Source organism: Gorillibacterium sp. sgz306347 (assembly GCF_059735245.1).
This window is the reverse complement of the sequence record NZ_JCAPET010000009.1, coordinates 91,857-116,816: the sequence shown is the minus strand read 5'-3', so window position 1 is coordinate 116,816 and position 24,960 is coordinate 91,857. Positions and strand designations below refer to the sequence as shown.

Here is a 24,960-nt window from a genome sequence, read left to right as displayed (position 1 = left end):
CGTGCAGCATAATTCCGCAAATCAGACCAGAAATGCATCCACCTCGGCGGCCGCCGGCATTCCGTTCTGCGCGCCAAACCGGGTGACGGACAATGCCGACGCGGCGATTGCATATTCAAGGGCGGGCTGGACATCCAGACCCCGGGCCAGCGAAACGGCGAATGCGGCGTTAAAACAGTCGCCGGCGCCTACCGTATCCACAACTTCGACCTTGCGCCCCGGCACGCTGAACCGGTTCCCTAACCGGTCCAGATAGGCTGCGCCGCCGGCGCCCAGCGTGACCAAAACCGAATGCACGCCTTTGCCAAGCAGAAGCTCCATCGCTTCGTTCCGCTTGCCTTCGTCTTCGAGCAGCTCCTGCTCGTCTACACCGGCATACACGGCCAGCTCGCTTCGGTTCGGCGTCAGGCAGGTGACGAGCGGAAACAGCCCGTCGGGCAGCGGCGCGGCCGGCGCGGGATTCAAAACAACGCGGACTCCCGCTTTGTAGGCGATCTCCGCCGCAGCGAACACCGCATCCGCCGGCACCTCCAGCTGCAGCAGCAAAATGTCCGCCCGGGTAATCGCCTCCCGTCTCGCTTCCACGGTTTCCGGCGACACGGTGCCGTTTGCGCCCGGCACGACAATGATCCGGTTGTCCCGGTCATGCACCCAAATGGAGGCGACGCCGGTGCTGACGTCCTCTCTCCGTTCGACCTCGCTCTGTACGCCGTATCGCTCCATCGCCTGCAGCAGCCGGTCTCCGAACATGTCGTTCCCCACCGCGCCGATCAGCGTCGTATCCGCGCCCAGCCGGGCGGCCGCCACCGCCTGGTTGGCTCCTTTTCCTCCCGGAAGAGAATGAAAGCCCTGCCCGGACACCGTTTCGCCCTGCGCCGGAACAAGAGCCGTATCGACGACCAGATCCATGTTTAAACTTCCCACCACCGCGATCCGGGGCGCTTCCTGTTTGGCCATATTTTCTTCCACCTTTCTTTTTGCATGAGACCGTGCTGCAGCTGCTCGTTCCAAGTGGGAGTCCGGCATTCCGGCATCCGCGTAAACGCTTTCCCGTTTTCCCTGATTCTATCATCGCCACAGAAAGAAGACAATGCGCTCCAATCCGGGATTTACGGCCCAAGACGGGGAGCGGCGGCAAATATGGCGAAGCTCCGTCATTTTCACACGCCGGCTGACAATGCAAAAATAAGTATGGTATGGTAGAAAAAAACGGCGAGGTGGTCACGATGAACATCCGACTGCATTTGTTTGCCGGGCTTGCCGAAGCGGCGGGCGGCGCCTCGGTTGAGCTCCGGTTTGCGGAGGAGCGGGTAACCGTCAAAGAGCTGAAGGAACGCTTTGCGGAGCGCCATCCGGCCTCCGCTCCGGCCATCCGGAGCGCGCTCACGGCGGTTAACCGAGCATACGCTCCGGATGACCGTCTCCTCGCGGAAGGCGACGAAGTCGCCCTGATCCCGCCTTTGTCGGGCGGCTAAGGCGCTCCGTGCGGGCGGCTGCCGGTCTTGCCCGCAGCCGTTTGACAAGCGGGACAACGCGGCACGCCGTCCAGCGAGACGGAGTACGGTTCAAACGTCAGCGTATCGATACGCGTCAGGACGCCGACCTGCGGCTTCCCGATGCCGGTAATCCATTTGACCGCCTCCAGCGCCGCCATGCAGCCCGCCATGCCGGACACCGCTCCAAGCACGGGAAAACCCAACGGCTCCCACGCCCGGTCGGCCTCGGGATACAAGCAGCGCAAGCAGGGCGTGCGTCCGGGCACGATGGTGGTAAGCGAAATTTCAAACCCGTACATTGCGGCTTCCACCATCGGCTTGCCGGCGTCTTGACAGGCCCGGTTTAACTCATAGCGCTCCGGAAAATCATACCGGGCATCGATCACGATGTCCGCTTCTTTGGCCCATTCCAGCGCGCGCTCATACCGGATTCGCTCGGCATAGGCGTCAATCCGGACCTCCGGGTTGAGCCGTTTCAGGCTTTCGGTTCCGGCCGCGGCCCGCTCTCCGCCCACTTTGTCGTCGCTCATCAGAATTTGCCGGTTCAGATCGGGCAGGGCGATAACGCCTTCGTGCGCCAAAATCAGTCGCCCCACGCCCGCAGCCGCGAGATAAAGCGCCGCCGTCCCGCCGAGTCCGCCGATTCCGGCCACGAACACCGTAGCTTCCTTCAAACGGGCTTGTCCCTCTTCCCCAAGCAAAGGCAATTGGCGGTAATACCGACCCGCATCCGCCGGCTGGGTCCGGCCGCCTTGTATCTTTTCCATGTCCGTTCCTCCCTCCGGCAAGCGCCGCGACTGTTCCGAATTTCCCTCATTTTACCTGCGCCTTTTCCCGCCCGTCAATCGGCAGTCCGGCCGTTTTTTGCCGGAAACGGAAACTATTGAACAATTGCCAACTTTCCCGCCTGACCTAAAGACAGGACGTTTCCTTTCGCGGTACAATAACAGCATTGTGAAAAGGAGGATGGTCATGAACCGGGAGCGCTATTCGCGGCAAATGTTATTCGCAGGCATCGGCCCGGGGGGCCAGGAGCAGCTTGCCCAAAAGCGGGTGCTGCTGATCGGAGCGGGGGCGCTCGGGTCGGCGCTGGCGGAAACGCTTGTCCGCGCCGGTGTGGGCAAGCTTACGGTGGTAGACCGGGATTACGTGGAGGAAAGCAACCTGCAGCGGCAGTCGCTTTACAGCGAAGAGGACGCGCGAAACCGGCTGCCGAAGGCAATCGCCGCCAAGGCCCGGCTGAACGCCGTCAATTCCGGCGTCGAAGTGGAGGCGCTGGTGGCGGACGCCACCTCGGACGAGCTGCTGCGGTTGGCCAAGGGCATGGACCTGATTCTGGACGCCACGGACAATTTCGATACCCGGCTCATCCTGAATGATGTCGCCCAAAAATATAAAATCCCGTGGATTTACGGCGCCTGTGTCGGCAGCTACGGCCTGACGTTTACGGTGCTGCCCGGGGAGACGCCCTGCCTCGGCTGCATGCTGGATTCGGGAATTGTCGAGGGCGGCACCTGCGATACGGTCGGCATCATTGCGCCGGCGGCGCAGATGGTCGTCGCGTATCAGTCCGCCGAAGCACTGAAGCTGCTGACCGGCCGCCGGGAAGCGCTGCGCGGAACCCTGCTGTCGTTCGACCTGTGGAAAAACCAGCACGCCGAAATCGACATTTCCGCCATGAAGAAAGCGGATTGCCCGTCCTGCGGCAGCCATCCGGCTTATCCGAACCTGTCTGCGGCCAATCAGACCAAAACCGCCATCCTGTGCGGACGGGATACCGTTCAAATCCGCCCGGCCAAGCCGGCGGAACGGGACCTGGAGCTTCTTGCGGCCCAATTGGCGAAGCAGGGCGGCGTGATTGAGCGCAATCCGTACCTGCTGTCCTGTACACTCGGCGAGCGGCGCTTAGTGCTTTTCAAGGACGGCCGCGTGCTGGTACACGGCACAAAGGACATCGCGGAAGCCAAAAGCCTCTACCATCGCCTGCTCGGCTGACCGCAACCCGCATTCTCCAAGCTCGGGCGAAGAAGCGCTCCTTCCGCAAAGTCATCGCCGGTGCGGAGCGCTTTGCTGTAAGCGGCGTGCGGGCCTGATGCGGCTCCCCGCCGTTTGCTTCCGGCCGCAAAAAAGCGCCCGGCCTTTGAGCCGATAACGGCGCAAAAGCCGGACGCGGATAGAAACCAACGGGAAGGCCGCGGGTCATTCCGTTTCCCATAACACGCTTCCGGTGAGGGACAGATCGTAGCCCCCCATCGTTTTTAAATCGGCCCGGAATTCTTCAGAGGCGAGAATCTGCCGAACGCCCGTCATCCATTCCCCGTTTTCCGGTTTCTTCAGCATCACCAGATCGTAGCGCTCCTTGATGAGCGGAATGAAATCCACCTCCATGGCCAAAGCGGCGCGTTCGGTTCCTATCCCGGCATCCGCGAGACCGGCGGCCACTTTGCCCGCTACGCCCATATGGCTGGACTCCTCCTTGGGGTAGAGGGCGAGGCGGTTTGCCGATATGCCGCGTACGCGCAGCTGCTCGTCCATCAGCACCCGCGCTCCAGAACCCCGTTCCCGGCCGACCACGGTCACCCCGGGCTTTGCCAGATCCGCCCAGTCCCTGAGGCCGAGCGGATTGCCCGGGGCCACGTATAAGCCCGCCGTACGCGAGACAAGATTGATCACAACATACGGCAGCCCGATCAGAATCCGCCGGATGTAAGGCAGGTTGTATTCCCCCGTATCTCCGTCATACAAATGCGTGCTGACGATATCTGATTCCCCTTGGTACATGGAGATCAGGCTGTCCAGACTCCCGACAAACGAACGAAGCGGACGGACCGAACGGGTCTGCCGCTCAATATGTTTGGCGAGAATATCGAGCACCGAATCCTGTCCGGTGATGACCAGGTGGCGCGTGCCTGTTAGCGGAAGCCCTTGGGGAGCCCCGGCGGCAGGTGAAGGGATCGCAGACAAATGAGCGGGCACGGCCGGGAAAATCGTCTCGGCGGCTCCGCCCATGCGGGCTTTCGTTTTATATGCATCCAGATCGGTAGAATCGACCCGCATCTGCTTGCCGACCCGATACGCCGGAAGCTCGCCCTTCTTGATCAAATCGTAAACCGTCAGCTTGGAAACCCGCAGCAGCCTGGCGATTTCCTCCGCCGTATAGGAGACCGGTCCCGTCATAATATTCCCTCCGTGCGAACCGTTGCTCCCCTCATCATACCGTTTGCCAATCTGGAATACAAACCCAAATCCTCCATCCCGTCATACGTCAAACGGCCGTCGTTTCCTCCCCGGAGACGACGGCCGTTTGTGTGCAGGCAAGCCTGTGCTTTCTGGAAAAACAGGGGTTTTACATGAATGACGGGCAACCGGTCAGGAAGACCTAACAAATTCTTTACATGTTTTGTAAGTTATATCACCATAAAATTACATCATTTGTTCACGTTTGGGTAATTTACTTGCCATTTATATCTAATTATAATCAAATCAAACAAAACCAAACAAAAACAATGTTAGTTCGGGAGGGGAATTACATTGATAAAAAAGAAAATCGGTGTTCTTCTTGCAGGATGGCTGGCCATAACGTTTGTTTTAACCGGTTGCGGACAGGATGATTCCGCGGGACAAGGCGCTTCTCCTTCCGCTCCGAACACGCCTCAAGAGACCGTGGCGGCATCGCCCACCGCACCGGCCGCAGCCGCCTCAACGGCTGTGCCTTCACCCGTTGGGACGGTCAAGCTTGCGATTTCGGCAGCGGCCAGCTTAACGGAAAGCCTGAATGAAATCCAGCCGCTTTACGAGACGGCGCATCCGGGGATCAAGCTTGCCTTCAATTTCGGAGCCTCCGGCACCCTGCAGCAGCAGATCGAGCAGGGCGCGCCCGCCGATTTGTTTGTATCGGCAGGCAAAAAGCAGATGGACGCGTTAAAGGAAAAGAAGCTGATCGATCCGGACACGGCGGCCGATCTTCTGGCGAACGAGCTTGTGCTTGTGATTCCCGCATCCGGCGCTCCCGACGTGAAGACCGTTCGGGATTTGGCCAATGCCGAGGTCCAAAAAATTGCTATCGGCACGCCCGAGTCCGTTCCGGCCGGGAGCTACGCCAAAGAAGCCCTGGTCTACGCCGGGCTCTGGGATACCCTGCAAGCCAAACTGGTGCTCACAAAAGACGTCAAGCAAGTCCTGAACTATGTGGAAACCGGAAATACGGAAGCCGGCTTCGTTTACAAAACGGACGCCCTGGGCTCGATCAAAGTCCGCATCGCCTTCACGGCCGATCCGGCCAGCCACAAAGCGATCACTTACCCGATAGGGATCGTAGCTGCTACCGAACAGCGGTCGGAGGCCGAAGCTTTCTATGACTATCTGAAGTCCCCGGAAGCGCTCGCTGTCTTTGCCAAACACGGGTTTAGCGCCGCAGCGAAATGAGGCCGCTCCCTCTCGGCTTTGACGATTTTCTTTCCCCCATCCGGCTTTCCCTGAAGGTTTCGTTTGTGTCCAGTGTCATTGTGTTTGCGATCGGGGTTTTGCTGGCCTGGCTGCTGGCCAAGAAACGCTTCCGGGGGAAAACGCTTCTGGAAACCGTGTTTATGCTGCCGCTTGTCCTCCCGCCGACGGTAGTCGGATTTATTCTGCTCGTTCTGATCGGCCGGAGAACCTGGCTCGGGCAGTTTGTCGAAGCCTTGTTTGACCGCTCGCTTATGTTCACCTGGGAAGCGGCCGTGCTGGCTGCCGTCGTCGTTTCCTTTCCGCTGGCCTACCAGACCTTGAAAACCGGCTTCGCGGGCGTGGAAAAGGATCTGGAGGACGCGGCCCGCTCGCTCGGCGCCTCCGAATGGCAAGTCCTCCGCCATGTTTCGCTTCCGCTCGCGTGGCGTTCCCTGCTGGCCGCTTACGTGCTCGGCTTTGCCAGGGGGCTCGGCGAGTTCGGCGCGACGCTGATGGTGGCGGGCAACATTCCGGGCGAAACCCAAACCATTCCGACGGCCATCTATCTGGCGGTCGATCAAGGCAAGATGACGCTGGCCTGGTATTGGACCGGCGCCACCATGGCGATTTCGTTTCTCATGCTGCTCCTGACGAACCGGGTTCGAAAGGATACTTAGGCCAACAAGGGAAGCAGCACGTCCCGAACAATAACCAAAAGCAGAAGATGCGCCGGATAAAAGCCAAGCCAAAGCCAGCGGGGAACCCGGCGGGCTCCGGTTCTGCCCGCAAAACCGGGATACAAGGTTACGATCGCGGTGGAAACGGCGCTGGCCATGGCGAGCACCCAGCCTTTATAGAAGAGAAAAACCAGATTCAACAGAACATGCAGCAGCAGCATCCACTCCTGACGGCTGTAGCGGTAAACCAGAATTAGCAGAAGCGCATAACTCCCGTACTCGAACGGAATCCACTCCAGCACCGGAACGGCGGCCGCAGCAATCAGCACCTTCCCGCTTGCGGCTGTCGATCGCTCCATCAGCCAAAGAACGCCAAGGCAGGCCAGAAACGTACCGACTATGTTGATCTGGCTCGTGTGAAATGCGATGGCATAAGGCAGCTGCGCCGCCGCGAAAATAATGCCAAGCCGCAGCAAATAAGCCGGCAGGTTTTTGGTTCGTGTGAACCCGGCTGCAATACCGTACGCATAAAGCGGCATGGCGAGCCGGCCGATCCAGCGGAATGCGGTCTGGTCCGGATAAAACAAAGCGCCGATGTGATCGATCAGCATGGTGATCATGGCAAGCAGCTGCATGGCCCGCTCCTCTCCCCCGTCTCGCTCCGAAATCGATTGGTTGTCGTTCCGCCTATTTTAGCCCAGATCGGTGCAGGCGGCAATATTGCCGCCCGCCCGATACGAACCGGTCCGGTCCGCGCCGCATAAGCTGAACCGGAGGTGAGGGCCCATGCCCTGGCAGCAAAGAATTTATTATTTGCTCCGGCAGCCCGTTGGAATTTCGTTTGCCGACGGTACCGGAACATCGGGCATTTTGTGCGGCATCCGGGACGACCGGCTGTACGTGCTGGAATACCTGTACCGGAATCAATTCGCCACCAAGCAGTATCCGTTCGCGCGTATTCAGGACGTCCATCCGTTCCCGAGCTGCGGACCGGAGACGATACCTGAACCAACGCCTTATCAGCCTCTGGTCTATTAAATGCAAAAGGACCCGAAACGCTTCAAAAGCGAAGCGCTTCGGGTCTTTTGTGCCGGGACCGGATTTGGTCCACGGATTCTCCCGGGTTCCTCCGGGGTGTTTCCGGATTCCCCCGGTTTTCTCCGGCTTCTTACCGGATCGGGCCGGAATACATCTGCGGACGGACTTCCAGAAAGCGGAAGAATGCCACAGCCGCCTGCGCGCGGCTGACTTCGCCGGCCGGGTTGAATTTGCCGTCCGTTTTGTCCATGATGCCGAGCGAGAGAACAATCGCCGCTTGGCCTTTCAGCTTCACTTGATCGGCGTCCTGAACGTCCAGCTTGAACAAATCGGTTTTGCCCGCCAATTTGTCATAGCCGAGGGCGCGCACCAGCAGCTGCGCCATTTCCTCCCGGGTCACTTTGGCATCCGGGTTCAGGGTGCCCGAGGAACGGTCCAGAATGCCTGCGTCCACCGCATTCTCGACATATCCGAAGAGAGAGCTGCCGTTCGCGACATCCTTGAACGTATTGGCCCGTTCCGGCCCATAGTACGGCAGGTAGTTTCCGCCGTTAATCGCAATGACGAGCATTTTGACAAATTCGCCGCGGGTAACGGTTTGTTCCGGGTTCACTTTGCCGTCTTTGACGGTCAGCGCTTCATAATCGACCATAAGCTGCAGCTCGCGCTGCGCCGGATGGCCGACGATATCCGTCGCCTTCACTTTGCCTGGAACCGTTTCTTCCCCGGTAGCGCTCTTCCGCCAAGTGCCTGTCTCGGCATCCAGAAAACCGTCAAAATAATAGCTGCGGACCGGCACGTAAACCAGCTTCGCCTGCTTTTCGGACTTGTCATCCTTGTTGTTTACAGCCGCATCCTGTTCGTAATACTGAAGCTGCAGCGTATACGGTTGAAGCAGGAGCTCCTGCGCCTTCGCGGCCGGAATCGTTTTGGGCGGGGTGGACGGATAATCAATATCCACCAGGTAGCTGTAGAAGCCAACCACGTCGCCGGTAAGAAGATCAATCGTTACGTTCACCGAGTCCTGATTGGTAAGAATGCCGTCAATCATCCGTTTGACGTCGAAGGAAAGCGTCCGGTTTCCGGACTCCTCGATTTCCCGCAGCATCGAAGCGGGAGTCGGCACAACCGCCAGCTGGTTGCTGTAGGAAGGAAGAACCTTTTTCAGGAACGCTTCCACGTTCTGCTTGGCTTTCTCCTGAGAAATGCGTTTTTTCTTCTCCGCGTCGGACAAGCTCGTGAAGATGGTTTCGAAGTATTTGTTAAAGGTGGTCACTTCGCCTGTTTTCGCATTTACGGCAGCCTGATACGAGACGTAATTCTTGTCGCCCGGTTTGCCGACCTGCCAGGTGATGTCCCATCGGGAACGCTCGCCGCTGGTTTTCTCGTCGTTTACTTCCGTAAACGAAACGTTTTGCAGCTTGGCGCCGGACGGAAGCGCCAGCACCTTTTTGGCGACGGCTACCGCTTCATCGTCCGTCAGGTCCTGGTTTGCCGCTGGCTTGGCCGCAAGCGGTTTGTCTGTTAGAGGCTTCATTTTGGCCAAATCGCTGTTATAGAAGGGGTAAATCGCCTTGCCTGTCGCCGCGTCCAGAGGGCTGGCATCGAGCGAATAGGTCAGAAAGACCTTTGCTTTTTCGCCCGGACGGTTGATTACGTAATATTGCAGGTAAGGGGTAAATTCTTTTTGATAAGCGGCAAGGGCGTCGGCCGGTTTGATGCCCGGCGTGGCCGAAGCAAAGGTTTTGCTGTCATGCCATGTATACTGGTAGCTCACCAGCTTGCCTTCGCCGTTAATGTCGAAGGAAATGCCGTCGGTCGGGTACGGAATTCCATTGACCACCCGGTCATACCGCAGCGAATACTGGACTTCTCCGCTCAGCGGGGGAAGGAAATTTTTATCGAAGCCGTCGTTATACTTGACGGAGGAAGCTTCGCCGGGATTGAATTTTTTGAGCAGGGCGTCGGCCAGCTTCCTGGCTTCTGCAAGGTCGACCTTCGGCGGAAAAGCCGGCTTTTGGTCGTTGTTGTTCTCGTACTGGTTAAAGCTCACCAGCTTGCCCGTCTGGGCGTCGACCGCCACGTTGAGATACCCGAAATCCGAATCGTCTTTAGCGGTTTTCTCATAGTTCAGCTGCCAGAAGCCGTTGTCCGTGGACCAGCCCTGGGTCTCGTACCGCACCGATTTCAGCTTGTAGTCGGCCGGAATGTCGATCAGCGACTTGGCGATGCTTTGCGCCTTTTCCTTTGTAACCTTTGCCTTGACCGCATTCGGCTCCGCTTCCGAGGCAGACGTGCCGGTTTGCCCCGGAGCGAAGCTTGGGCTTGCTTGCGGATATGCCGCATCCGCCGTTCCCTTGCTCGTATTCGCCGCCATCGCCGAGGCCGCTCCCGTCACCAGAAGCGCAGCCGAGAGGCTCAGAGCTCCTGCCATTTTCATAGCCCTCATTGTTTTTCACTCTCCGATACAATTGGTTATGATCTCCAAGTACCTTGCACTATAATAACGGTCTCCGGAAAATAAAGGTTGCAGTGCCATGCAAAAAAATTTTGTCCGGAAAGCAAAACGCCGTTCCACGCGGGAACGGCGTTTGTCTTCTTTCGTTTTCGGCTATGCGAATCGATTAACCCACCGCTCATTCCGGCGTGGAATCCGTCTTCGTCCGGAACACCCAGAACCGGCTGCCGATAAAATTGACCAGCGTGGTGAGCAGCGTCGCCGCCGCTTTGGCCAAAAGCCCATGCATGTCCATGCGTTCGGCAAGAAGATGGAGCACGAGAACCGACAAGAGGAGCGTTACCAGATTGACAACCAGAAACCGGATCATTTCCGGGATATCGGTTTTGGGCTTGGCGGTCCCGGCCCCATCCGGCAAAGCAAACGTCCACTTGCGGTTAAAGAAGTAGCTGTTTGCTACACCGGCGACATAAGAGATGCACTGGGCCGGAATTTCCTGCATGCCTGCCGCGAACAGAATGGCGAACAGGCCGAAGTCCACGATGGTGTTGAGAATGCCTACAAGGTTAAAGCGGATGAACCGTTGGTACTTGGTGAGAAGGCTACGAAGCATTACGATTCCGGCCTTTCCGTCCCGTCCTCGTCCGCGTACTCGCGGCCGGAATGAAACGGAGCCCCGCCCCTCGACTCTGCGGCCGGTGCGGCCTCCTGGCGGGGAATGTCCGATCCGAAGCTGCTCATCCGATTTTGCGGCAGCTTGCCGACCAGCGACATCATCCGCGCGCGCCGTTCCTCCTCCGGATTCGGCACGTAGCGCGCAGGCTCGTCCTCTTCTTGCGCAAGCTCCTCCCGTACGGAAAAGCCTGCCTCGTCCAGAACGGCGGCTTCTTCCTCCACCGCTCCGCGGACCGGCGGTGCGGCGATTGCGGAGGAGGTGCCGGAGCTTCCCTGCCCCGGCGCTTCAAAACCGAGCGCCTCGCGGACAATGTACAGCGGACGCCCTTTCGTTTCGTCGTAAATGCGCCCGATGTATTCGCCGATCACGCCCATCATCATCAACATAAGCCCGTTGAAAAACAGCAGGATCGCCATTGTCGAAGCCCAGCCGGTCTCCGTCGTGTTCGTAAACAGTCGCTGAAAGATGACCACGATCAAGTAAATGAAGCTGAACAGGGACACCACGGTGCCCAAATAGGTTGCGATCTTCAGCGGCTTGTACGAGAAGGAGGTAATGCCGTCCAGCGCAAACCGCAGCATCTTCTTGAGCGGGTATTTCGTCTCCCCCGCAAACCGTTCCTCGCGCACATACTCGACCGAGGTCTGGCGGAAGCCGACCCAGCTGACCAGCCCGCGGACGTACCGGTTCTTTTCCGTCAGGCCGCGCATGACGTCGCACACCTTGCGGTCGATCAGGCGGAAGTCGCCGGTATCGACCGGGATGTCCACGTTGGTCATGCTGCGGAGCGTGCGGTAGAACATTTTGGCGGTCAGCTTCTTGAACGCCGTTTCCCCTTTGCGCTTTAGCCGTTTGCCGTACACGACATCGTAGCCCTGCTTCCACTTGCGGATCATGTCGAGGATGACCTCGGGCGGATCCTGAAGATCGGCGTCGATGACGACCACCGCGTCACCTTGGGCGTAGTCCATTCCGGCGCTGATCGCAACCTGATGGCCGAAATTGCGGGAAAAGTCGATCAGCCTCACGTTGCGGTCGGCTTCGCCCAGCTCCCGCACGATCTTGGCCGTCATGTCGCGGCTGCCGTCGTTGACGAACACCAGCTCGAACGGCTCCGGCTGCCGGTTCATGACCTCGCTCAGCCGGCGGTAGGTTTCGGCGATAACCTCCTGCTCGTTATACATTGGGACAATGATGGAATATCTAACGCGATCCGACATGGTAAACCCCTTTCCAAGTTAAAGCGGCGGGCGCTGCGTCATCCGGTATAGAAATACCAGGTGCCGAACCACTGCAGGAACGTATCGACGTACCACTTCGGCACAACGAAGCCGGAGAGCACGGGATAGAAGAGCAGGAACAGGAGCAGCGAAACCCCGGCGTATGCTTTGACGCCCCATTTCCAGGACGGGTTCCGTTCCATCAAGTGTTTGGCCGCATAGACGATGGCGAAAATCAGGAACGGAACCATCGCAAAGTAATGATAAATGAAAGTGAGCCGCGTGACCAGCATCCAGGGCAGATACTGCGAAAAGAAGGCCACGGCCACCACGAACATGCCCCGGTGCTTGAACTTTTTCAGCATGATCAGCGATGCGACAAAGGCCGCCAGTCCGACCCACCACACAGCCGGGTTTCCGAAGGACCAGATGCTTGACACCTGATCGGCGGCCACCGCCTCCTTGCCGCTGTAGAACCAGATCGGCCGGACCATGAAGGGCCACTCATACCAGGGCGAGCCGAACCCGTGCGTCGCCTTCAGCTTGCTGTGATAGTTGTACATGTTTTCCTGGTACTCGACCAGCTGATGCACCGATTTCTCCTGGCCGTCCACCGCCATAATCGGGAAGAAGGACAAGGCATAGATGACGATCGGGATCACCACGAAGAAAAGCGTGCACCAGGCCACCGTTTTGGCCGCGTTTCGGACGAAGAGCTCGCGCACCCGCTTCAGCCGGGCCGTCAGCTCCGCATCGGAGAACGTTTCCGGCAAGCGGAGCAGCTTTCCGGCCGCCCGCCACTGGCGGTACCGTTCGAACAGCGACAGGAAGAAGATGAGCGCAAGCCCCGCTCCTCCGTAAATGACGATCCACTTGCTTGCCGCACCGATACCGAAGAACAGACCCGACAGGAACAGCGGCTTCAGCGTTTTGCGGAGCGGTTCATTGTAGAAATTCATGCTATAGTAGCGGTACATATAATAATACATCAGCATGATGAAAAAGACACCGTAGGAATCGATGGTGGCAATCCGGGTTTGGGCAAAATGCATGAAGTCGACCGCCATCAGAAACGCCGCCAGAAAGGCGTATTCGGACCGCCCGAACAGCCGCTTGGCGAAAACGTAAGTCAGCGGAATCATCAGGATGCCGATCAGAGTGCCCATGATCCGCCAGCCGAACGGGTTCATGCCGAACAGCCAGATGCCGACGGACATGATCAGCTTGCCGAGCGGCGGGTGTGTCGTTTCGTAAGGCGTCATCATATGCAGATGCTCGTAAGCGGTCCGCGCATGATAAATCTCGTCAAAATACGTTTGGTTCATATAGCTCGGATTGTAAACGGCGTCGTTCTGTTCGTCGAACAGATAGGCGGCCGTGCCGCGCCGGGACGGGCTCTGCGCCTCGTTGTCCGTCAGGGCTGCGATGGTAACGGGCGTTTCGCTCCCCTTCTGGTAAATCGCCATCTCGGCCAGGGAGAAGCCGGGGCTCTCCACGGAAATGCGCACGTAGCGGGCGGCCACCGCAAGCGGCTGCCGGTTCCAGTAGAACACCTTGGTGTACGTGTTTTCGACCGTCACGGGGTCGCGCCAGGCGTCCGGCGTGTCGGCAAATTCCAGCTTGAATTTGCCCGTGCCGATTTCACCGAAGGTGTTGATCCGCTCCAGCTGCCGGCTTTCGCCCAGGTCGACCGTTACGCTGGCGTTCGAGCTCGGCTCCCACACCGTGACGGGCGAGTGGAACGACCCCAGGTTGTAAAAGGCGACGGCCGCATAAACGGCGGTCAGGGCGCCCATCCAGATCCAGTCTTTGCGGGTGAAGCGGCTCATTTTCGCTCCGCTTGCCGGGTCATGAAGCAACCCTTCCCCGCCCGGATCGGCCGGAAGCGCCGTATATTCGGTGTACGGCTCGACGGGAACGGCCCGCTCCCGGATAAACAGATCGTAACCGATCTTGACCGCCCAGCCGAACAAAAGCAGATGGGCAAACGATACCGCCAGCAAAATGCCGTCAAAGTCCGCGATGTGCGGCTGGTTGATCGCCGCGCTCTTCAGGACATAGTGAACGTTGAAGTAATGAACGACGCTGATCCCCGCGAACAGATGGATCATCCTCCGTTCCCGCAGGAACAGGAAGGCCAGCAGAAGCAGGCCCAGGGCGGGGAACAGGTACCGCTCGTGCATTTTGGCCGACAGCATAAAGACGGCGAACAGCAGCAGGAAGGCGATATAGAAAATTTTCGCGCCCCCGTCGGTTTTCTTCCGCCGGAAGTAGTACCAGGCGGACAAAGCGACGGTCAGGACGATAAACGCATAACCGATCGTCAGGAAGGACAGCCCGCCGATTCCGCCGTCCGCCGGATCGAAGTTTTGGCCGATAAGGGCGTATACGTTAAAGGCGTTCAGCGTAGCGTACGCATATTGGCTGAGCGTCCCGCCGTACAGGTCGATGATCCAGAACGGGTCGCTCTGCAGCTTATGAACGGAAAAAGGCAGAATCAGCAGTACAAACACGCCGAGCGCCGAAGCGAGGGACAAGCCGAGCCGTTTCCAGGCTTTCTCGCGGATCACGGGATACAGGAACACCGGCGTAAAAATGAGCGCCTGCGGCTTGACGAGAATCGCCAGCGCAAACAGAACGGCCGAACGCTCGTAACGGCCGGAGGCCAGCAGCAACAGCGCGGCCAGCAGAACCAGGGTAAAGACGGAATCGATCTGCCCCCAGCCTGCGGAGTTCACCAGCACGGCCGGATTGAACAGGAAGAGCAGGCTGAGGCCGAAGCCGGCGGCGGCGCCAAGCCGTTTGGAACCGGCCTTGAACAGCAGCCAGCCGATGGCCAGGTCCGCGGCAAGCGCCGGAAGCTTGATCAGCAGCAGCGCTCCGCGGCTGTCCCACGGAAGCTGCAGGGCCGCTTGAAGCTTCCCGAGAAACCAGAGAATGTAAATATAGCCGGGCGGGTAATCGGCAAACTGCCCGTCGTAGAAATTGGCGAGGCCGCCGTCCGCCGCCTTGAAGGCCCATGCCTTGAACGTGGCGATATCGGACGGATAGCCCGGGTTTTTAACGGCCAGCACCAGCCGCAGCACAAGCGCCGCCCCGGCGGCCGCGAAGAACCAGAGGGCGAATTTCCGCTTGTCCCCTCCGGCGGCCGGACGAAGCCAGCGCTGGTAAACAAAGAAATACAGCAGGCCGAACAAAAGCGACATGGCCGCAAGCCCGAGCGAGGAAACCGCGTCCGGAATGTCGGCATTGGGCGGTGCAAAGGCGATGGCGCTGACTCCTTCCGGCGCCGCATCGACCTTCTCGAACGTCACCTCGTCAAAGTACGCCTTGCCCGTGGTAAGGGAGCCGTAGCCTCCGAGGCGGACCGCCACCTGCAGCTCCTTCTGGCTTTTGCCCGTTTTGCCGTACAGCTCCACTTGCTGCCAGGCGCCGGAGGTGTCCTTGAAATCCGCCGAGGTTTCCGAAACCCCGAGCACGGAGATGTTGCCGCCCGTGAACTGCGGGTCGGCCCCTTCCACCCGGATATAGGCCGATAAACGGTACAGCGTGTCGGGCTGGACTGTGATTTTCTGAACGAATTTGGCGTCGTTGGGTTGTATGTTTTCGATCATCGCCGCGCTTTGTCCGGCGTATGTAAAGTCCTGTTGAACCGTCATGCGCGAGAAGTCTTCGCCACTGTGCCACGTGTCCGCACTCCACGCGGTCGGCTGACCCGCTCCGTTTTCCTCGAACCCTCCGTTTTGCACCAGGTTGAGTCCGGCTGCGGAGACAGGCGAGGCTCCGAGCAGAACGGCCAGCAATAAAAGTGCCCATGCTTTTTTTAACAACGAAGTCTTCTCCTTCCTCTTCCTTTTCATCCTTTGTCCATTATGCCAAATCTGCGAGGGAAAAGGTAGTAGGCGATTCCGGTCAATTTCCTCCGATTTCCTTTTCCCGGGCAAAGCCGCGCGCCGTACGGCCTGTGCTATAATGAAGGACAAATGGAGGTGCGTTTTCATGGCGCGAAAGATCCGCTATCCTTTGTCTACTTCTATGATTCTGACGCTCGCCCTGCTTGCCGCCGGCTGCACGGGAGCGGACGGCGGCGATTCCGCAAACGGCACGACTTCGCCCGCCGCGGATTCCGCATGGCCAACCGCCCCGGGCGCGGCCGTTTCCGCCGTCCCCTCTCCGGCTCCGGCGGACAGCGCCGCTCCGCCCGCGCCGACCCCGGCGGCTTCCGCTGCGGCCCCGACGGCTGTAGCACCCGGCGGCGCGGCTTCGGCGGAGCCAACCGCCAAGCCGGCTGCCTCGCCGTCCGCCAAACCGGCGCCTTCGCCTTCGCGCAAGCCGGCGGCGAGCCCAAGCGCCACGCCGGCGGCCGCTCCGAAGCCGTCTCCGTCTCCGGCCGCCGTCGCCGTTATTGCCGAGCCGTCCGCGCTCGCGGTGCTGGTGAACAAAACGCGCGCGCTGCCCGCCGACTACCGCCCGGACGATCTGGTGGAGCCGGACGTCCGGTTTCCTTTCACGGAAAAACTGGAGAAACGGCTGATGCGCAAAGAAGCGGCGGCCGCGCTGGAGAAGCTTTTTGCAGGCGCGGACAAAGACGGCATCCGGCTTTACGCGGTATCCGGCTTCCGCTCCTACCAAACGCAAAAAACCTTGTACAACAATTATGTAAAACGGGACGGCGTAGCGGCGGCCAACCGCTACAGCGCCAAACCCGGCACAAGCGAGCATCAGACCGGATTGGCGATGGACGTGTCGAGCGAAAGCGCCGGCTTCCAGCTGACCCAGTCCTTCGGCGAAACGAAGGAGGGCAAGTGGCTGGCCGCCCACGCCTGGGAATACGGCTTTATCGTCCGTTATCCTTCCGACGGAGAAGCCGTCACCGGTTATATGTATGAACCCTGGCACGTCCGTTACATCGGCACGGAGATTGCGGCCGAAGTGTTTGAGCAGGACGTGACGCTGGAGGAATACTTCGGACAGGCGGTTCCCGCGTCGAAGCCGTAAACGGCCGGAAGCGGGCCTGTTGGGCGTCCGTCAACCGGAACGTCTAGGGGGCAGGGGCGGGCGCCAGCGGCGGTAATTAAGGATGAACTCCTGGAACCCGGGCCATACTGCAAAAAGAAAGCCGCCAAAACAAGGGAGCCCCCGCAAACGCATAAAAATGCCGCGAACGCAGCCGACGGTAGGCATTACCCGTTTTGGCCGGCCTTCAATCTGCCCGTGAGCAAGCTGTGCCGCCATTCCAGGCGGCCCCTTCGGTCCGGGCGAGCAGGAGGCGAAAACCGTGCACCGGATTTTTCCGTTTCTCCTCGTTGCAGCCGCCTTCCCTTCGGCGATATGGGGATATAAGGAAGGCGCGATCGGGCAGCACTTCCCGGCTGCTCATGTCCATGTCGCCGGTAGCGCCTGGCGGCTTCCCGCAAGCCCCGCCGCCTCTCGCGTCCCCGCCTTCCACAGCGCCGCCGGGAGCGCCTGGCGGCTTTGCGCAAGTCCAGCCGCTACCGGCCCACCTGCCGTCCGCAGCGCCGCCGCGCTGTCCGGCCCGCTTCGGCGGTACACGGCCCAAGCGGCGCGTAGGGATGCGGCGGAGGTGTTCGCTGTAGCCGAAGGCCGCGTAGTCCGGCTCATCCCCCTCCAGCCGGACCTCCGCCGCGAGGCCGCGGGCTGGCTCGCCCGCGCGTCAAATGCGCCGGACGCCGCTGTTCCCGCACCGCTGACAGGCATCGCGATCCGGGTCCCCCTGGCCGCGCCGGGGGCGAAAGCCGGCGGACTCGCAGAGCCGGCCGGCGAAGCCCTTTTGCTGCTGGAGCGCGCTTCCGGCATGCACCGGCTGTATGTCGCTCGTCCCGGCAGCGAATGGCAGGCAATGGAGCTGGAAGGCGACATGAGGCCATTCCTGGAGCGGTACGGCATTGACTTTAAATAAGCCGGAGCGGGCGGCGCGGCGTTGCTGCGCCAGAGCCCGCTCCGGCCGAAGCCGCTCCGAAAAGGCTGTCCCCAGACGCGACGGGGGCAGCCTCTTTCATGCCTGAAGAGCTGTATTTCCTGCTGCGGGGTCTCATTCGTTCCGTCCGCCTCTCATACTTCTGAGTAGACCGACTTACCGGCGGACAAAGGCAGATTAAGCGATCACTCGCATGAAACCCGAAGACAAAGACGTGAACAAGGAGGAACATGAATGCGACTCTACTCCCTCCCCCGGTGAGAATTAGGTGTAAAGAAGCAACTAGTTTGAGCAAAAAAGCCGGTTTACCCGAAATAAACACATCCATACACTTATTGATTCAGTTTTCTCCATTTACTGTTAATTACCTCTTCATTAGTTGCTTTTTTGCAGCTATGGGCTAAAAGGCAGCCGGTGAGGCGATCATTTGTTGCTTTTTCGAACTTATTCGCCGGGATATGCATACGGTCAACCAAAACGTGCCTGCCATATGCAGGCAAAATCCGAACCAAACCCTGCCGCGAAACGGCCTTCATCAGGCGCAAGCGATTGTCCCCTCAATAAAATTCAGTGATTCGCAGTCTACGGGAAGCTTTGCCTGAAACAGATTCTTTTTGCCGCACGCGCCTTTGAAGGGAAAATAGAAAGGAGTTTCCAGCCTCCAACTTGTATGGTAGTATGGCAGTAAATAACGGAAGCGAAAGGAGGCGGTTTGTATGTCCGCGCATCGCCAACCGGCGGTTTCCGCCAAAGAGGCGGCTTACCGGACGCTGCGCGAGCAAATTCTTTCCCTGGCGCTTGCACCGGGAACGGTCCTTTCCGAGAATGAGGTTTCGCAGCGTTTGGGCGTCAGCCGGACGCCGGTGCGGGAGAGCTTTCTCCGGCTTGCCCAGGAGGGCTTGCTCGACATTTACCCCCAGCGCGGCACCGTCGTTTCGCTTATCGACGCATCGCTTGTGGAGGAAGCGAGGTTCATCCGCGAGCAATTGGAGCGCGCGGTTATGCGCTTGGCCTGCTCGTCGTTTTCCGCGGAAAGCTCCTCCGCTCTGGAGCGGAATCTCGCGCTCCAGCGGCACGCGGTCGAAACGGACGATTCCAAGTCCATGTTCGGGCTGGACGAAGACTTTCACCGGATTTTGTTCGAAGGCTGCGGAAAGCGTTTTACCTGGGAGACGGTCCAGCAGGTCAAGGTCCACCTGAACCGGAGCCGCATGCTCCGGTTGACCAGCGGCCGGCGCTGGGGCGATTTGTTTGAGCAGCATTCCGCTTTGGCGAAGGCAATCGGGGAAGGCGATCCGCAGCAGGGCGACCGGCTGATGCTGGAGCACATGGAGCTCGCTTCCGCGGATTTGCCCCGGCTTCGCGAGCAATATCCGGCCTTTTTCAAATGAAGGCCATAAGGGAGGGATTTGCATGAAGATGGTATTCCGCTGGTTTGGGGAAGGCAACGATACCGTATCGCTTGCCCAAATCCGGCAAATACCCGGGGTCGAGGGCATTGTTTGGGCCCTTCACGACGTGCCTGCGGGGGAAGAATGGCCGATGGACAAAATTCTTGAGGTCAAGCGGGCCGCCGATCAGGCCGGGCTGCACCTCAAGGTCGTGGAAAGCGTCAACGTGCACGAGGACATCAAGCTCGGCCTCCCGAGCCGGGACCTCTACATCGCGAACTACAAAAAAACGATCGAAAAGCTGGCCCGCGTGGGGGTCGAAGTGATTTGCTACAACTTCATGCCCGTCTTTGACTGGCTGCGCACCGACCTGTTCCGGCGGATGGAGGACGGATCAACGGCGCTGTTTTACGAAAATGCGAAGATCCGGGACATCGATCCGTTCGAGCTGGTCGGCCGCATTAACCGGGATTCCACGCTGACGATGCCCGGCTGGGAGCCCGAGCGGCTCCAGCACCTCGCGCTTCTTTTTGAAGCCTACCGCAGTGTCGACGAGGAGCGGCTGTGGGAAAACCTCCGGTATTTCTTAAACGAGGTCATTCCGGTCGCGGCCGAGCACGGCATCCGCATGGCCATTCATCCGGACGATCCGCCCTGGCCCGTGTTCGGTCTGCCGCGCATCATCACAAACGCGTCCAACATCCGGCGGTTTCTCGGCCTGTACGACAGCCCTTATAACGGTCTTACGCTTTGCAGCGGTTCGCTCGGGGCCAACCCGGCGAACGACATCGCCGCAATTATCCGCGAGCACATCGGCCGCATTCCGTTCGCCCATATCCGCAATGTGAAGGTATACGACAATGGGGATTTTATCGAAACCTCGCACCGTACGCAGGACGGAACGGTGGACATCGCCGGAATCGTCGAGGCTTATTACGAGAGCGGCTACGAAGGCTTTTGCCGGCCGGACCACGGCCGGCACATCTGGGACGAAGTATGCCGTCCCGGCTACGGCTTGTACGACCGGGCGCTCGGCATCATGTACCTGTGGGGACTTTGGGATGCGTACCGGCAGCGGGACCGGCGCGGCGCGGAATATGCCGGAGCCCGGCTGGAGAAAGAAGGATTGCCGTCATGAGAAACGGCTATTCCCTCCATCCGTCGCTCCGAGGCAAAACCCTCGTCATCACGGGAGGAGCCGGCGTGCTGTGCAGCGCCATGGCCATGGAGCTTGCCCGGCAGGGCTGCCGGATCGCGGTATTAAACCGGACGGAAGAAAAAGGCCGGAAGGTGGCCGAGGCGATCCGCGAGAGCGGCGGCGAGGCCATCGCGCTGCCCTGCGACGTAACCGATGCGGAAAGCGTCCGGGAAGCAGCGGCGGAGGTGGCGGCCCGCTACGGCGGCTGCGACCGGCTGATCAACGGAGCCGGAGGCAACCACCCGGACGCGAACACCACAAACGAAGGCTTCCGGCCGGAGGACCTGGACCAGCCGGGGGTGCGCACCTTCTTCGACCTGAGCCTGGCCGGGTTTCGGCACGTCTCCGACCTGAACCTCACCGGAACGCTGGTCCCGACGCAGGCGTTCGCGCGGCAAATGCTGGGCCGCGAAGGAGCCGCCGTGCTCAACGTCTCCTCCATGAGCGCCTTCTCTCCGATGACCAAGGTACCGGCCTACAGCGCGGCCAAAGCGGGCATCAACAACCTGACGGAATGGCTGGCCGTGCATCTGGCGGAAGCGGGCATCCGGGTGAACGCGATTGCACCGGGCTTTTTCCTGACGGACCAAAACCGCACCCTGCTGCTGCGCGAAGACGGCTCGCCAAGCGAACGCTCGCAAAAAATTATCGCCCACACCCCGATGCGCCGCTTCGGCAAACCGGAGGATCTGCTGGGCACGGTCAACTGGCTGCTGGACGATTCGATGTCCGGCTTTGTCACCGGCATTACGGTTCCGGTAGACGGCGGGTTTCAAGCTTATTCCGGCGTATAGCCGCCCCGCCGACGGAACAACAAGAGAAACCTCCCGCAGCCGGCTCCGGCCGGGCGAGAGGTTCCTTTTTCGTTGACGATCGTCCGATGCAATTAGTCGACCGACCGCAGTTCAAGCCTCGCGGGCTCTCGGCTTCGCCCGGTCCAGCCGGGAGCCGTAGCACTGCCAGATCACTTCCATCGTCCGGCGATGCTCCCGAAGGGTAAGCCCCGGCGGAAATGCGGACGCCAGTCCTTTGGCAAAAGCTTCGATTTCCAGGCACAGCCCCTGCAGAATCCGCTCTTCCATCGTCGTGCCGGTCGCATGGGAATGAAACGTCCGGCTCGAGCCGTCGCTCGTATGCAAGACGGCACAATCCCAGGTGCGCAGCTCGATGCGGCCGTCCGTTCCGTAGATGACCATCTCCTGTTTGGGCGCGGTTTCGTTCCATTCCAGCTGAAGGGAAAACGACGCGTCCGATTCCATCTTGCCGGACAGATAAGCCGCCCGGTCCAGGCCGCCGCCATTGTCCACCAGCCGGTAGTGGTCCAGCTTTGCCAGCCCGCTGCCGAGCACAAACTGCATCCGGTCCAGCAGGTTGACTCCATTGCCGATCAGCACGCCGGCTCCCGAAGCGGAAAGCCCTTTGTACCAGGGCGCAAGACCTTTTCCACTCAGAATAAGCGTGTCGGAAACGGCCACCGGCCGGCCGATCCGCCCTTCCCGCACCCAGGCCGCCGCCTGTTTGACCTCGGGAAAAAATCGCTGCGCCAGGCCGACCATGACCTTCCCGCGGACGGCCGCCGTTTGGGCGAGCATGGTTTCGTAATCTTCCCGGCTGACGCAGACCGGCCGTTCCATCAATACCGGCAGTTTTCGTTTGAGCGCCATGGCTAGCGCCTCGGCGTGCTGCCCCGGATACGTGCAAACGCTGACCGCCTTCAGGCCCGGTAACGCTTGGCAGGCCTCGTCGATTGTCCCGAAAACCTCAACGGCCCGGGCGCGAAAGGCTTCCCGCTCCGGCGCGGAAAGATGCGGATCGACGACCGCCGTTACCCGGTCGCCGCGGGCTTCCCAGGCCTGGACGTGAAGCTTTCCGATATACCCCGCGCCCACCACCATGACATCCATACGATCCTCTCCCGTTTGCTTGTCATTTCCTTGAACACCGCCGATACATGTCAGGTTTGTTAACTTCATAATACCGATATCATAAAGTCTTTTTATAATATTTGTCAACTTAATGACACGGCCTGTCATCTTCATGAAGAAGTAAAAGAACCGGCTCTCGGGCAGGGAGAACCGGTTCTTCATGGTTTTCTATAAAATAAAATCAGGCCGTCCTGTCTTCCGCAATCAAAAGCTCGATAAAAAACCGGCTGCCTTTCCCCTGCTCGCTTTCCACCCCGATGGTTCCGCCCATCAGCTCTACCAGCTGCTTCGTCACCGTTAGCCCGATCCCGCTGCCTTCCACGTGGGCGTTTTGCGCCAACCGGTAAAAGGATTCGAAAATCCGCTCCAGCTGATCGGGCGGAATCCCGATCCCGGTATCGGCCACCGTAATCCGGAAGCGGTCCGCGGCGGCGCGTTCCCCGGTAACGGTTATCGTTCCTTCGGGCACGTTGTATTTTACCGAATTGGAAACCAGGTTAAAGAGCACCTGCCTCAGTCGAAGCGGATCGGCCTGAACCCTCAAATCCTTGTAATCCCCGATCCGGCACCTTACGGTAAGGCCCCGCTGCCGGATCAGCGGCTGCATGGCCGCGAAGCACTCCGTCAAAATGTCCACCGGCTTGATCGGCTCCAGAGCCAGCATAAGCCGGCCCGACTCGATCCGCGACAGGTCCAGCACTTCGTTAATCAGCGCCAGCAAGTGGTTGCCGGCCTGGATGATTTCCTCCGAGTCTTCCGCCATCTGCTCCAGCCCGGGCTTCTGGTCCAGCTCCGTTTTTATCAGCTGCGCATACCCGAGAATCGCATTCATCGGGGTTCTCAGTTCATGGCTCATGACCGAGAGAAACTCCGATTTGGCGCTGCTCGCGGCGAGAGCCTTCCGTTTTTCCTCCAATAGCGACTCATGAAGCAGCTTGCGTTCCGTAACGTCGTTGATTGTCCCGGTGGCTCCGCTGATTTCTCCGCGTTCGTCGAGCATCGCCTTCGCATAGACCTCCACCCAGCGCGTGTCGCCCTGCCGGGTGACAATCCGGGCTTCAAAGCGGATCGAGTCCTTATGCTCCAAAAACGGAAGGATCGCCGCCATGACCATCCGCTTGTCTTCGGGATGAATAAAGTCGATAAAATCCATCCCCAGGCTTTCCTCCGGATAATAGCCGGTGATCCTCGTCCAGGCCGGATTCAGGAACCGCCAGTTGCCGGCTTTGTCCGTCTGAAACAATACCTCCCGCAAGTTGTTGATGACCGTCCTGTACTGATGGGAGGTATCGACCAGCCGGTCATAAAGGAGCCTGGCCGCAAGGAGATGACGGATCAGCAGGCAGGAATAGACGGTGGCAATCACGATAATGAGCAGGACCAAAAGAAGGATGGTTAAGGAAATCCCGCCGTCGAAGTAGGCAAGGGCCATCAAGGAAGACGTGACCACCCCGCCGATCACATTGAGGATGATCCACTGGCGAAGCGGATTTCCCTTGGCGCGGTGCAGCAAATAAGCGCACAAGACGCCCAGCGCCAGCGTAACCACAAAGTCCAGCGTGTTGACCAGCGGTCCATAATCGAAAAACAACGCCCGGCCAACCGCAGCTGTTCCGGCCGCAGCCAAAATACCGGGCGCTCCTCCTATAACCCCCGCCATCATCAGGCAGAGAAACCGCATGTCCATTTCGATGTTCGCGGAAATCCGGAAGGAAGCCAGCACTATGCATACGGCCAGTATCCCGATCAAAACGCCGACACCGGCTTTCAGCAACGGACGATTGGCTTGAAAATCGAACAGCCGCTGGTTGTAGACCACAAAAAGAACCAGCACCGTGATGCAAATGCACATATCGATCAGAAGCGCGACCAGATTGTTGCCGTCAAGAATCGTCATGCAGGGTTCCACATCCCGGTTCAGTGAGTTTGAAGGCCGTCTTCAGCAAATAAAACGAATGGTAAACCGGGTTCCCACGTTCAGGACGCTGTGAGCGGTAATGCCGCCCCCCATGCTTTCCAAAAGCCGCATGCTGCAGCACAGGCGGTTCGGGTCCGTTCGGGGTGAGGCGTCGGTTCGCCGTTCCGCTCGTCTGTCCCGGTCCCCCTTCTCGTCCAGGCCCGTAAAGAGACGCTTCAGCTTTTCGCGGGGCATGCCCGTTCCGGTGTCCGTAATATGCAAAAGCAGCCGGTTGCGGGTGACGGCATACTTCACGCCGATGCTCCCATATCTTTTATTAAAGATAACGGCATTGGTAAGCAAATTCAATAGAACCAGCTTCAAATAATGCGGGTCCGCCCAAATGCAAGTACGCTGCCAGTCGGCGGGCATGCAATGGCGGACGGTCAGCTTCTTCTCCTCGGCCAGGGGCTCGACGGCGCGCAGGCACTCTTCCATTAATCCGGCAAGCGCGATCTCTTCAAAGCGAAGCCGCAGCATCGGCATCCGAAGGCCGGACAGCTCCGCCATCGTGATATCCAAATCTGTCATATTAGGTTCCTCATTACGGGCCGTACTCCG

The 24,960-nt window shown here is 59.5% G+C and carries 21 protein-coding genes and 1 pseudogene; 10 read left to right on the top strand and 12 right to left on the bottom strand.

Going from position 1 to position 24,960, the window contains the following annotated elements; genetic code table 11:
• Nucleotides 1–21: 21 nt before the first annotated feature.
• A complete protein-coding gene (rbsK, locus tag AC6I6H_RS07385; RefSeq protein WP_497953098.1) occupies nucleotides 22–957 on the bottom strand; it encodes a ribokinase in 936 nt (311 codons plus the stop codon).
• A gap of 269 nt (nucleotides 958–1,226) precedes the next feature.
• On the opposite strand from rbsK, the gene AC6I6H_RS07380 reads away from it, so the two are divergent.
• Nucleotides 1,227–1,475 (top strand): MoaD/ThiS family protein, encoded by a 249-nt coding sequence (locus tag AC6I6H_RS07380; protein ID WP_497953097.1) that lies wholly within the window; start codon nucleotides 1,227–1,229, stop codon nucleotides 1,473–1,475.
• On the opposite strand, the gene AC6I6H_RS07375 is transcribed toward AC6I6H_RS07380, so the two are convergent.
• Nucleotides 1,472–2,263, bottom strand: coding sequence for a HesA/MoeB/ThiF family protein (locus AC6I6H_RS07375; protein WP_497953096.1), 792 nt, complete (start codon nucleotides 2,261–2,263; stop codon nucleotides 1,472–1,474). The genes AC6I6H_RS07380 and AC6I6H_RS07375 overlap by 4 nt on opposite strands.
• A 205-nt stretch (nucleotides 2,264–2,468) precedes the next feature.
• Between AC6I6H_RS07375 and AC6I6H_RS07370 the strand changes: the two genes are divergently transcribed.
• Nucleotides 2,469–3,491 carry a thiazole biosynthesis adenylyltransferase ThiF gene (locus AC6I6H_RS07370; protein ID WP_497953095.1) on the top strand — a complete coding sequence of 341 codons (1,023 nt, stop codon included), beginning with the start codon at nucleotides 2,469–2,471 and terminating at the stop codon, nucleotides 3,489–3,491.
• A gap of 204 nt (nucleotides 3,492–3,695) precedes the next feature.
• Here the strand turns inward: AC6I6H_RS07370 and AC6I6H_RS07365 are convergent, their stop codons facing one another.
• Entirely contained in the window at nucleotides 3,696–4,673 is a 978-nt protein-coding gene (locus AC6I6H_RS07365) for a substrate-binding domain-containing protein (RefSeq protein WP_497953094.1), read from the bottom strand.
• 357 nt (nucleotides 4,674–5,030) lie between these two features.
• Between AC6I6H_RS07365 and modA the strand changes: the two genes are divergently transcribed.
• Together modA and modB are read left to right on the top strand one after the other, a co-directional pair.
• Entirely contained in the window at nucleotides 5,031–5,921 is an 891-nt protein-coding gene (gene modA, locus AC6I6H_RS07360; RefSeq protein WP_497953111.1) for a molybdate ABC transporter substrate-binding protein, read from the top strand.
• Entirely contained in the window at nucleotides 5,918–6,598 is a 681-nt protein-coding gene (modB, locus tag AC6I6H_RS07355) for a molybdate ABC transporter permease subunit (protein WP_497953093.1), read from the top strand. The genes modA and modB overlap by 4 nt, the downstream gene beginning before the upstream one ends.
• Here the strand turns inward: modB and AC6I6H_RS07350 are convergent.
• The gene (locus tag AC6I6H_RS07350) at nucleotides 6,595–7,233 is read right to left on the bottom strand and encodes a TraX family protein (protein WP_497953092.1); all 639 of its coding nucleotides are present in this window, start codon (nucleotides 7,231–7,233) and stop codon (nucleotides 6,595–6,597) included. The genes modB and AC6I6H_RS07350 overlap by 4 nt on opposite strands.
• Nucleotides 7,234–7,384: 151 nt before the next feature.
• Here AC6I6H_RS07350 and AC6I6H_RS07345 point away from each other — a divergent pair, with 151 nt between their 5' ends.
• Nucleotides 7,385–7,636 (top strand): hypothetical protein, encoded by a 252-nt coding sequence (locus tag AC6I6H_RS07345; protein ID WP_497953091.1) that lies wholly within the window; start codon nucleotides 7,385–7,387, stop codon nucleotides 7,634–7,636.
• 130 nt (nucleotides 7,637–7,766) lie between these two features.
• On the opposite strand, the gene AC6I6H_RS07340 is transcribed toward AC6I6H_RS07345, so the two are convergent.
• The 4 genes and pseudogenes from AC6I6H_RS07340 to AC6I6H_RS07325 form a co-directional block, all read right to left on the bottom strand.
• Nucleotides 7,767–10,070, bottom strand: coding sequence for an S-layer homology domain-containing protein (locus AC6I6H_RS07340; protein WP_497953090.1), 2,304 nt, complete (start codon nucleotides 10,068–10,070; stop codon nucleotides 7,767–7,769).
• Between the two features lie 202 nt (nucleotides 10,071–10,272).
• A complete protein-coding gene (locus tag AC6I6H_RS07335) occupies nucleotides 10,273–10,707 on the bottom strand; it encodes a GtrA family protein (protein ID WP_497953089.1) in 435 nt (144 codons plus the stop codon).
• Nucleotides 10,708–11,054: 347 nt separating this feature from the next.
• Nucleotides 11,055–11,990, bottom strand: a pseudogene (locus tag AC6I6H_RS07330) (glycosyltransferase family 2 protein); the annotation flags it as partial.
• 38 nt (nucleotides 11,991–12,028) lie between these two features.
• Nucleotides 12,029–15,820 carry a phospholipid carrier-dependent glycosyltransferase gene (locus AC6I6H_RS07325; RefSeq protein WP_497953088.1) on the bottom strand — a complete coding sequence of 1,264 codons (3,792 nt, stop codon included), beginning with the start codon at nucleotides 15,818–15,820 and terminating at the stop codon, nucleotides 12,029–12,031.
• Nucleotides 15,821–15,989: 169 nt separating this feature from the next.
• Between AC6I6H_RS07325 and AC6I6H_RS07320 the strand changes: the two genes are divergently transcribed.
• Entirely contained in the window at nucleotides 15,990–16,988 is a 999-nt protein-coding gene (locus tag AC6I6H_RS07320; RefSeq protein WP_497953087.1) for a M15 family metallopeptidase, read from the top strand.
• 280 nt (nucleotides 16,989–17,268) lie between these two features.
• Complete coding sequence (locus AC6I6H_RS07315; RefSeq protein WP_497953086.1) at nucleotides 17,269–17,910, top strand: hypothetical protein; 642 nt, start codon at nucleotides 17,269–17,271, stop codon at nucleotides 17,908–17,910.
• Nucleotides 17,911–18,260: 350 nt separating this feature from the next.
• Here the strand turns inward: AC6I6H_RS07315 and AC6I6H_RS07310 are convergent, their stop codons facing one another.
• Complete coding sequence (locus tag AC6I6H_RS07310; protein WP_497953085.1) at nucleotides 18,261–18,473, bottom strand: hypothetical protein; 213 nt, start codon at nucleotides 18,471–18,473, stop codon at nucleotides 18,261–18,263.
• A 171-nt stretch (nucleotides 18,474–18,644) separates the two neighbouring features.
• Between AC6I6H_RS07310 and AC6I6H_RS07305 the strand changes: the two genes are divergently transcribed.
• The 3 genes from AC6I6H_RS07305 to AC6I6H_RS07295 are packed head-to-tail and all read left to right on the top strand — an operon-like array spanning nucleotide 18,645 to nucleotide 21,311.
• Complete coding sequence (locus AC6I6H_RS07305) at nucleotides 18,645–19,319, top strand: GntR family transcriptional regulator (protein ID WP_497953084.1); 675 nt, start codon at nucleotides 18,645–18,647, stop codon at nucleotides 19,317–19,319.
• Nucleotides 19,320–19,341: 22 nt separating this feature from the next.
• A complete protein-coding gene (uxuA, locus tag AC6I6H_RS07300) occupies nucleotides 19,342–20,457 on the top strand; it encodes a mannonate dehydratase (protein ID WP_497953083.1) in 1,116 nt (371 codons plus the stop codon).
• Entirely contained in the window at nucleotides 20,454–21,311 is an 858-nt protein-coding gene (locus tag AC6I6H_RS07295; protein WP_497953082.1) for an SDR family oxidoreductase, read from the top strand. Before uxuA ends, AC6I6H_RS07295 begins: the two co-directional genes overlap by 4 nt.
• A gap of 111 nt (nucleotides 21,312–21,422) precedes the next feature.
• Here AC6I6H_RS07295 and AC6I6H_RS07290 read toward each other — a convergent pair whose 3' ends face one another.
• The 3 genes from AC6I6H_RS07290 to AC6I6H_RS07280 all read right to left on the bottom strand — a co-directional run bounded on the left by AC6I6H_RS07290 (nucleotide 21,423) and on the right by AC6I6H_RS07280 (nucleotide 24,930).
• Nucleotides 21,423–22,421 carry a Gfo/Idh/MocA family protein gene (locus AC6I6H_RS07290; protein WP_497953081.1) on the bottom strand — a complete coding sequence of 333 codons (999 nt, stop codon included), beginning with the start codon at nucleotides 22,419–22,421 and terminating at the stop codon, nucleotides 21,423–21,425.
• A gap of 202 nt (nucleotides 22,422–22,623) precedes the next feature.
• Nucleotides 22,624–24,339 carry a sensor histidine kinase gene (locus tag AC6I6H_RS07285; RefSeq protein WP_497953080.1) on the bottom strand — a complete coding sequence of 572 codons (1,716 nt, stop codon included), beginning with the start codon at nucleotides 24,337–24,339 and terminating at the stop codon, nucleotides 22,624–22,626.
• Nucleotides 24,340–24,381: 42 nt separating this feature from the next.
• Nucleotides 24,382–24,930, bottom strand: a complete 549-nt coding sequence (locus AC6I6H_RS07280; RefSeq protein ID WP_497953079.1) for a sensor histidine kinase — start codon at nucleotides 24,928–24,930, stop codon at nucleotides 24,382–24,384.
• Between the last annotated feature and the right edge of the window lie 30 nt (nucleotides 24,931–24,960).

Excerpts from the sequence above, each read along its gene's own strand:
- AC6I6H_RS07380 (WP_497953097.1), top strand. The coding sequence starts at position 1,227 with ATGAACATCCGACTGCATTTGTTTGCCGGGCTTGCCGAAGCGGCGGGC.
- AC6I6H_RS07320 (WP_497953087.1), top strand. The coding sequence starts at position 15,990 with ATGGCGCGAAAGATCCGCTATCCTTTGTCTACTTCTATGATTCTGACG.
- AC6I6H_RS07345 (WP_497953091.1), top strand. The coding sequence starts at position 7,385 with ATGCCCTGGCAGCAAAGAATTTATTATTTGCTCCGGCAGCCCGTTGGA.
- rbsK (WP_497953098.1), bottom strand. The coding sequence starts at position 957 with ATGGCCAAACAGGAAGCGCCCCGGATCGCGGTGGTGGGAAGTTTAAAC.
- modB (WP_497953093.1), top strand. The coding sequence starts at position 5,918 with ATGAGGCCGCTCCCTCTCGGCTTTGACGATTTTCTTTCCCCCATCCGG.
- uxuA (WP_497953083.1), top strand. The coding sequence starts at position 19,342 with ATGAAGATGGTATTCCGCTGGTTTGGGGAAGGCAACGATACCGTATCG.
- AC6I6H_RS07340 (WP_497953090.1), bottom strand. The coding sequence starts at position 10,070 with ATGGCAGGAGCTCTGAGCCTCTCGGCTGCGCTTCTGGTGACGGGAGCG.
- AC6I6H_RS07285 (WP_497953080.1), bottom strand. The coding sequence starts at position 24,339 with ATGACGATTCTTGACGGCAACAATCTGGTCGCGCTTCTGATCGATATG.
- AC6I6H_RS07370 (WP_497953095.1), top strand. The coding sequence starts at position 2,469 with ATGAACCGGGAGCGCTATTCGCGGCAAATGTTATTCGCAGGCATCGGC.
- AC6I6H_RS07365 (WP_497953094.1), bottom strand. The coding sequence starts at position 4,673 with ATGACGGGACCGGTCTCCTATACGGCGGAGGAAATCGCCAGGCTGCTG.
- AC6I6H_RS07290 (WP_497953081.1), bottom strand. The coding sequence starts at position 22,421 with ATGGATGTCATGGTGGTGGGCGCGGGGTATATCGGAAAGCTTCACGTC.
- AC6I6H_RS07295 (WP_497953082.1), top strand. The coding sequence starts at position 20,454 with ATGAGAAACGGCTATTCCCTCCATCCGTCGCTCCGAGGCAAAACCCTC.
- AC6I6H_RS07375 (WP_497953096.1), bottom strand. The coding sequence starts at position 2,263 with ATGGAAAAGATACAAGGCGGCCGGACCCAGCCGGCGGATGCGGGTCGG.
- AC6I6H_RS07305 (WP_497953084.1), top strand. The coding sequence starts at position 18,645 with ATGTCCGCGCATCGCCAACCGGCGGTTTCCGCCAAAGAGGCGGCTTAC.
- AC6I6H_RS07280 (WP_497953079.1), bottom strand. The coding sequence starts at position 24,930 with ATGACAGATTTGGATATCACGATGGCGGAGCTGTCCGGCCTTCGGATG.
- AC6I6H_RS07335 (WP_497953089.1), bottom strand. The coding sequence starts at position 10,707 with ATGCTTCGTAGCCTTCTCACCAAGTACCAACGGTTCATCCGCTTTAAC.
- AC6I6H_RS07350 (WP_497953092.1), bottom strand. The coding sequence starts at position 7,233 with ATGCAGCTGCTTGCCATGATCACCATGCTGATCGATCACATCGGCGCT.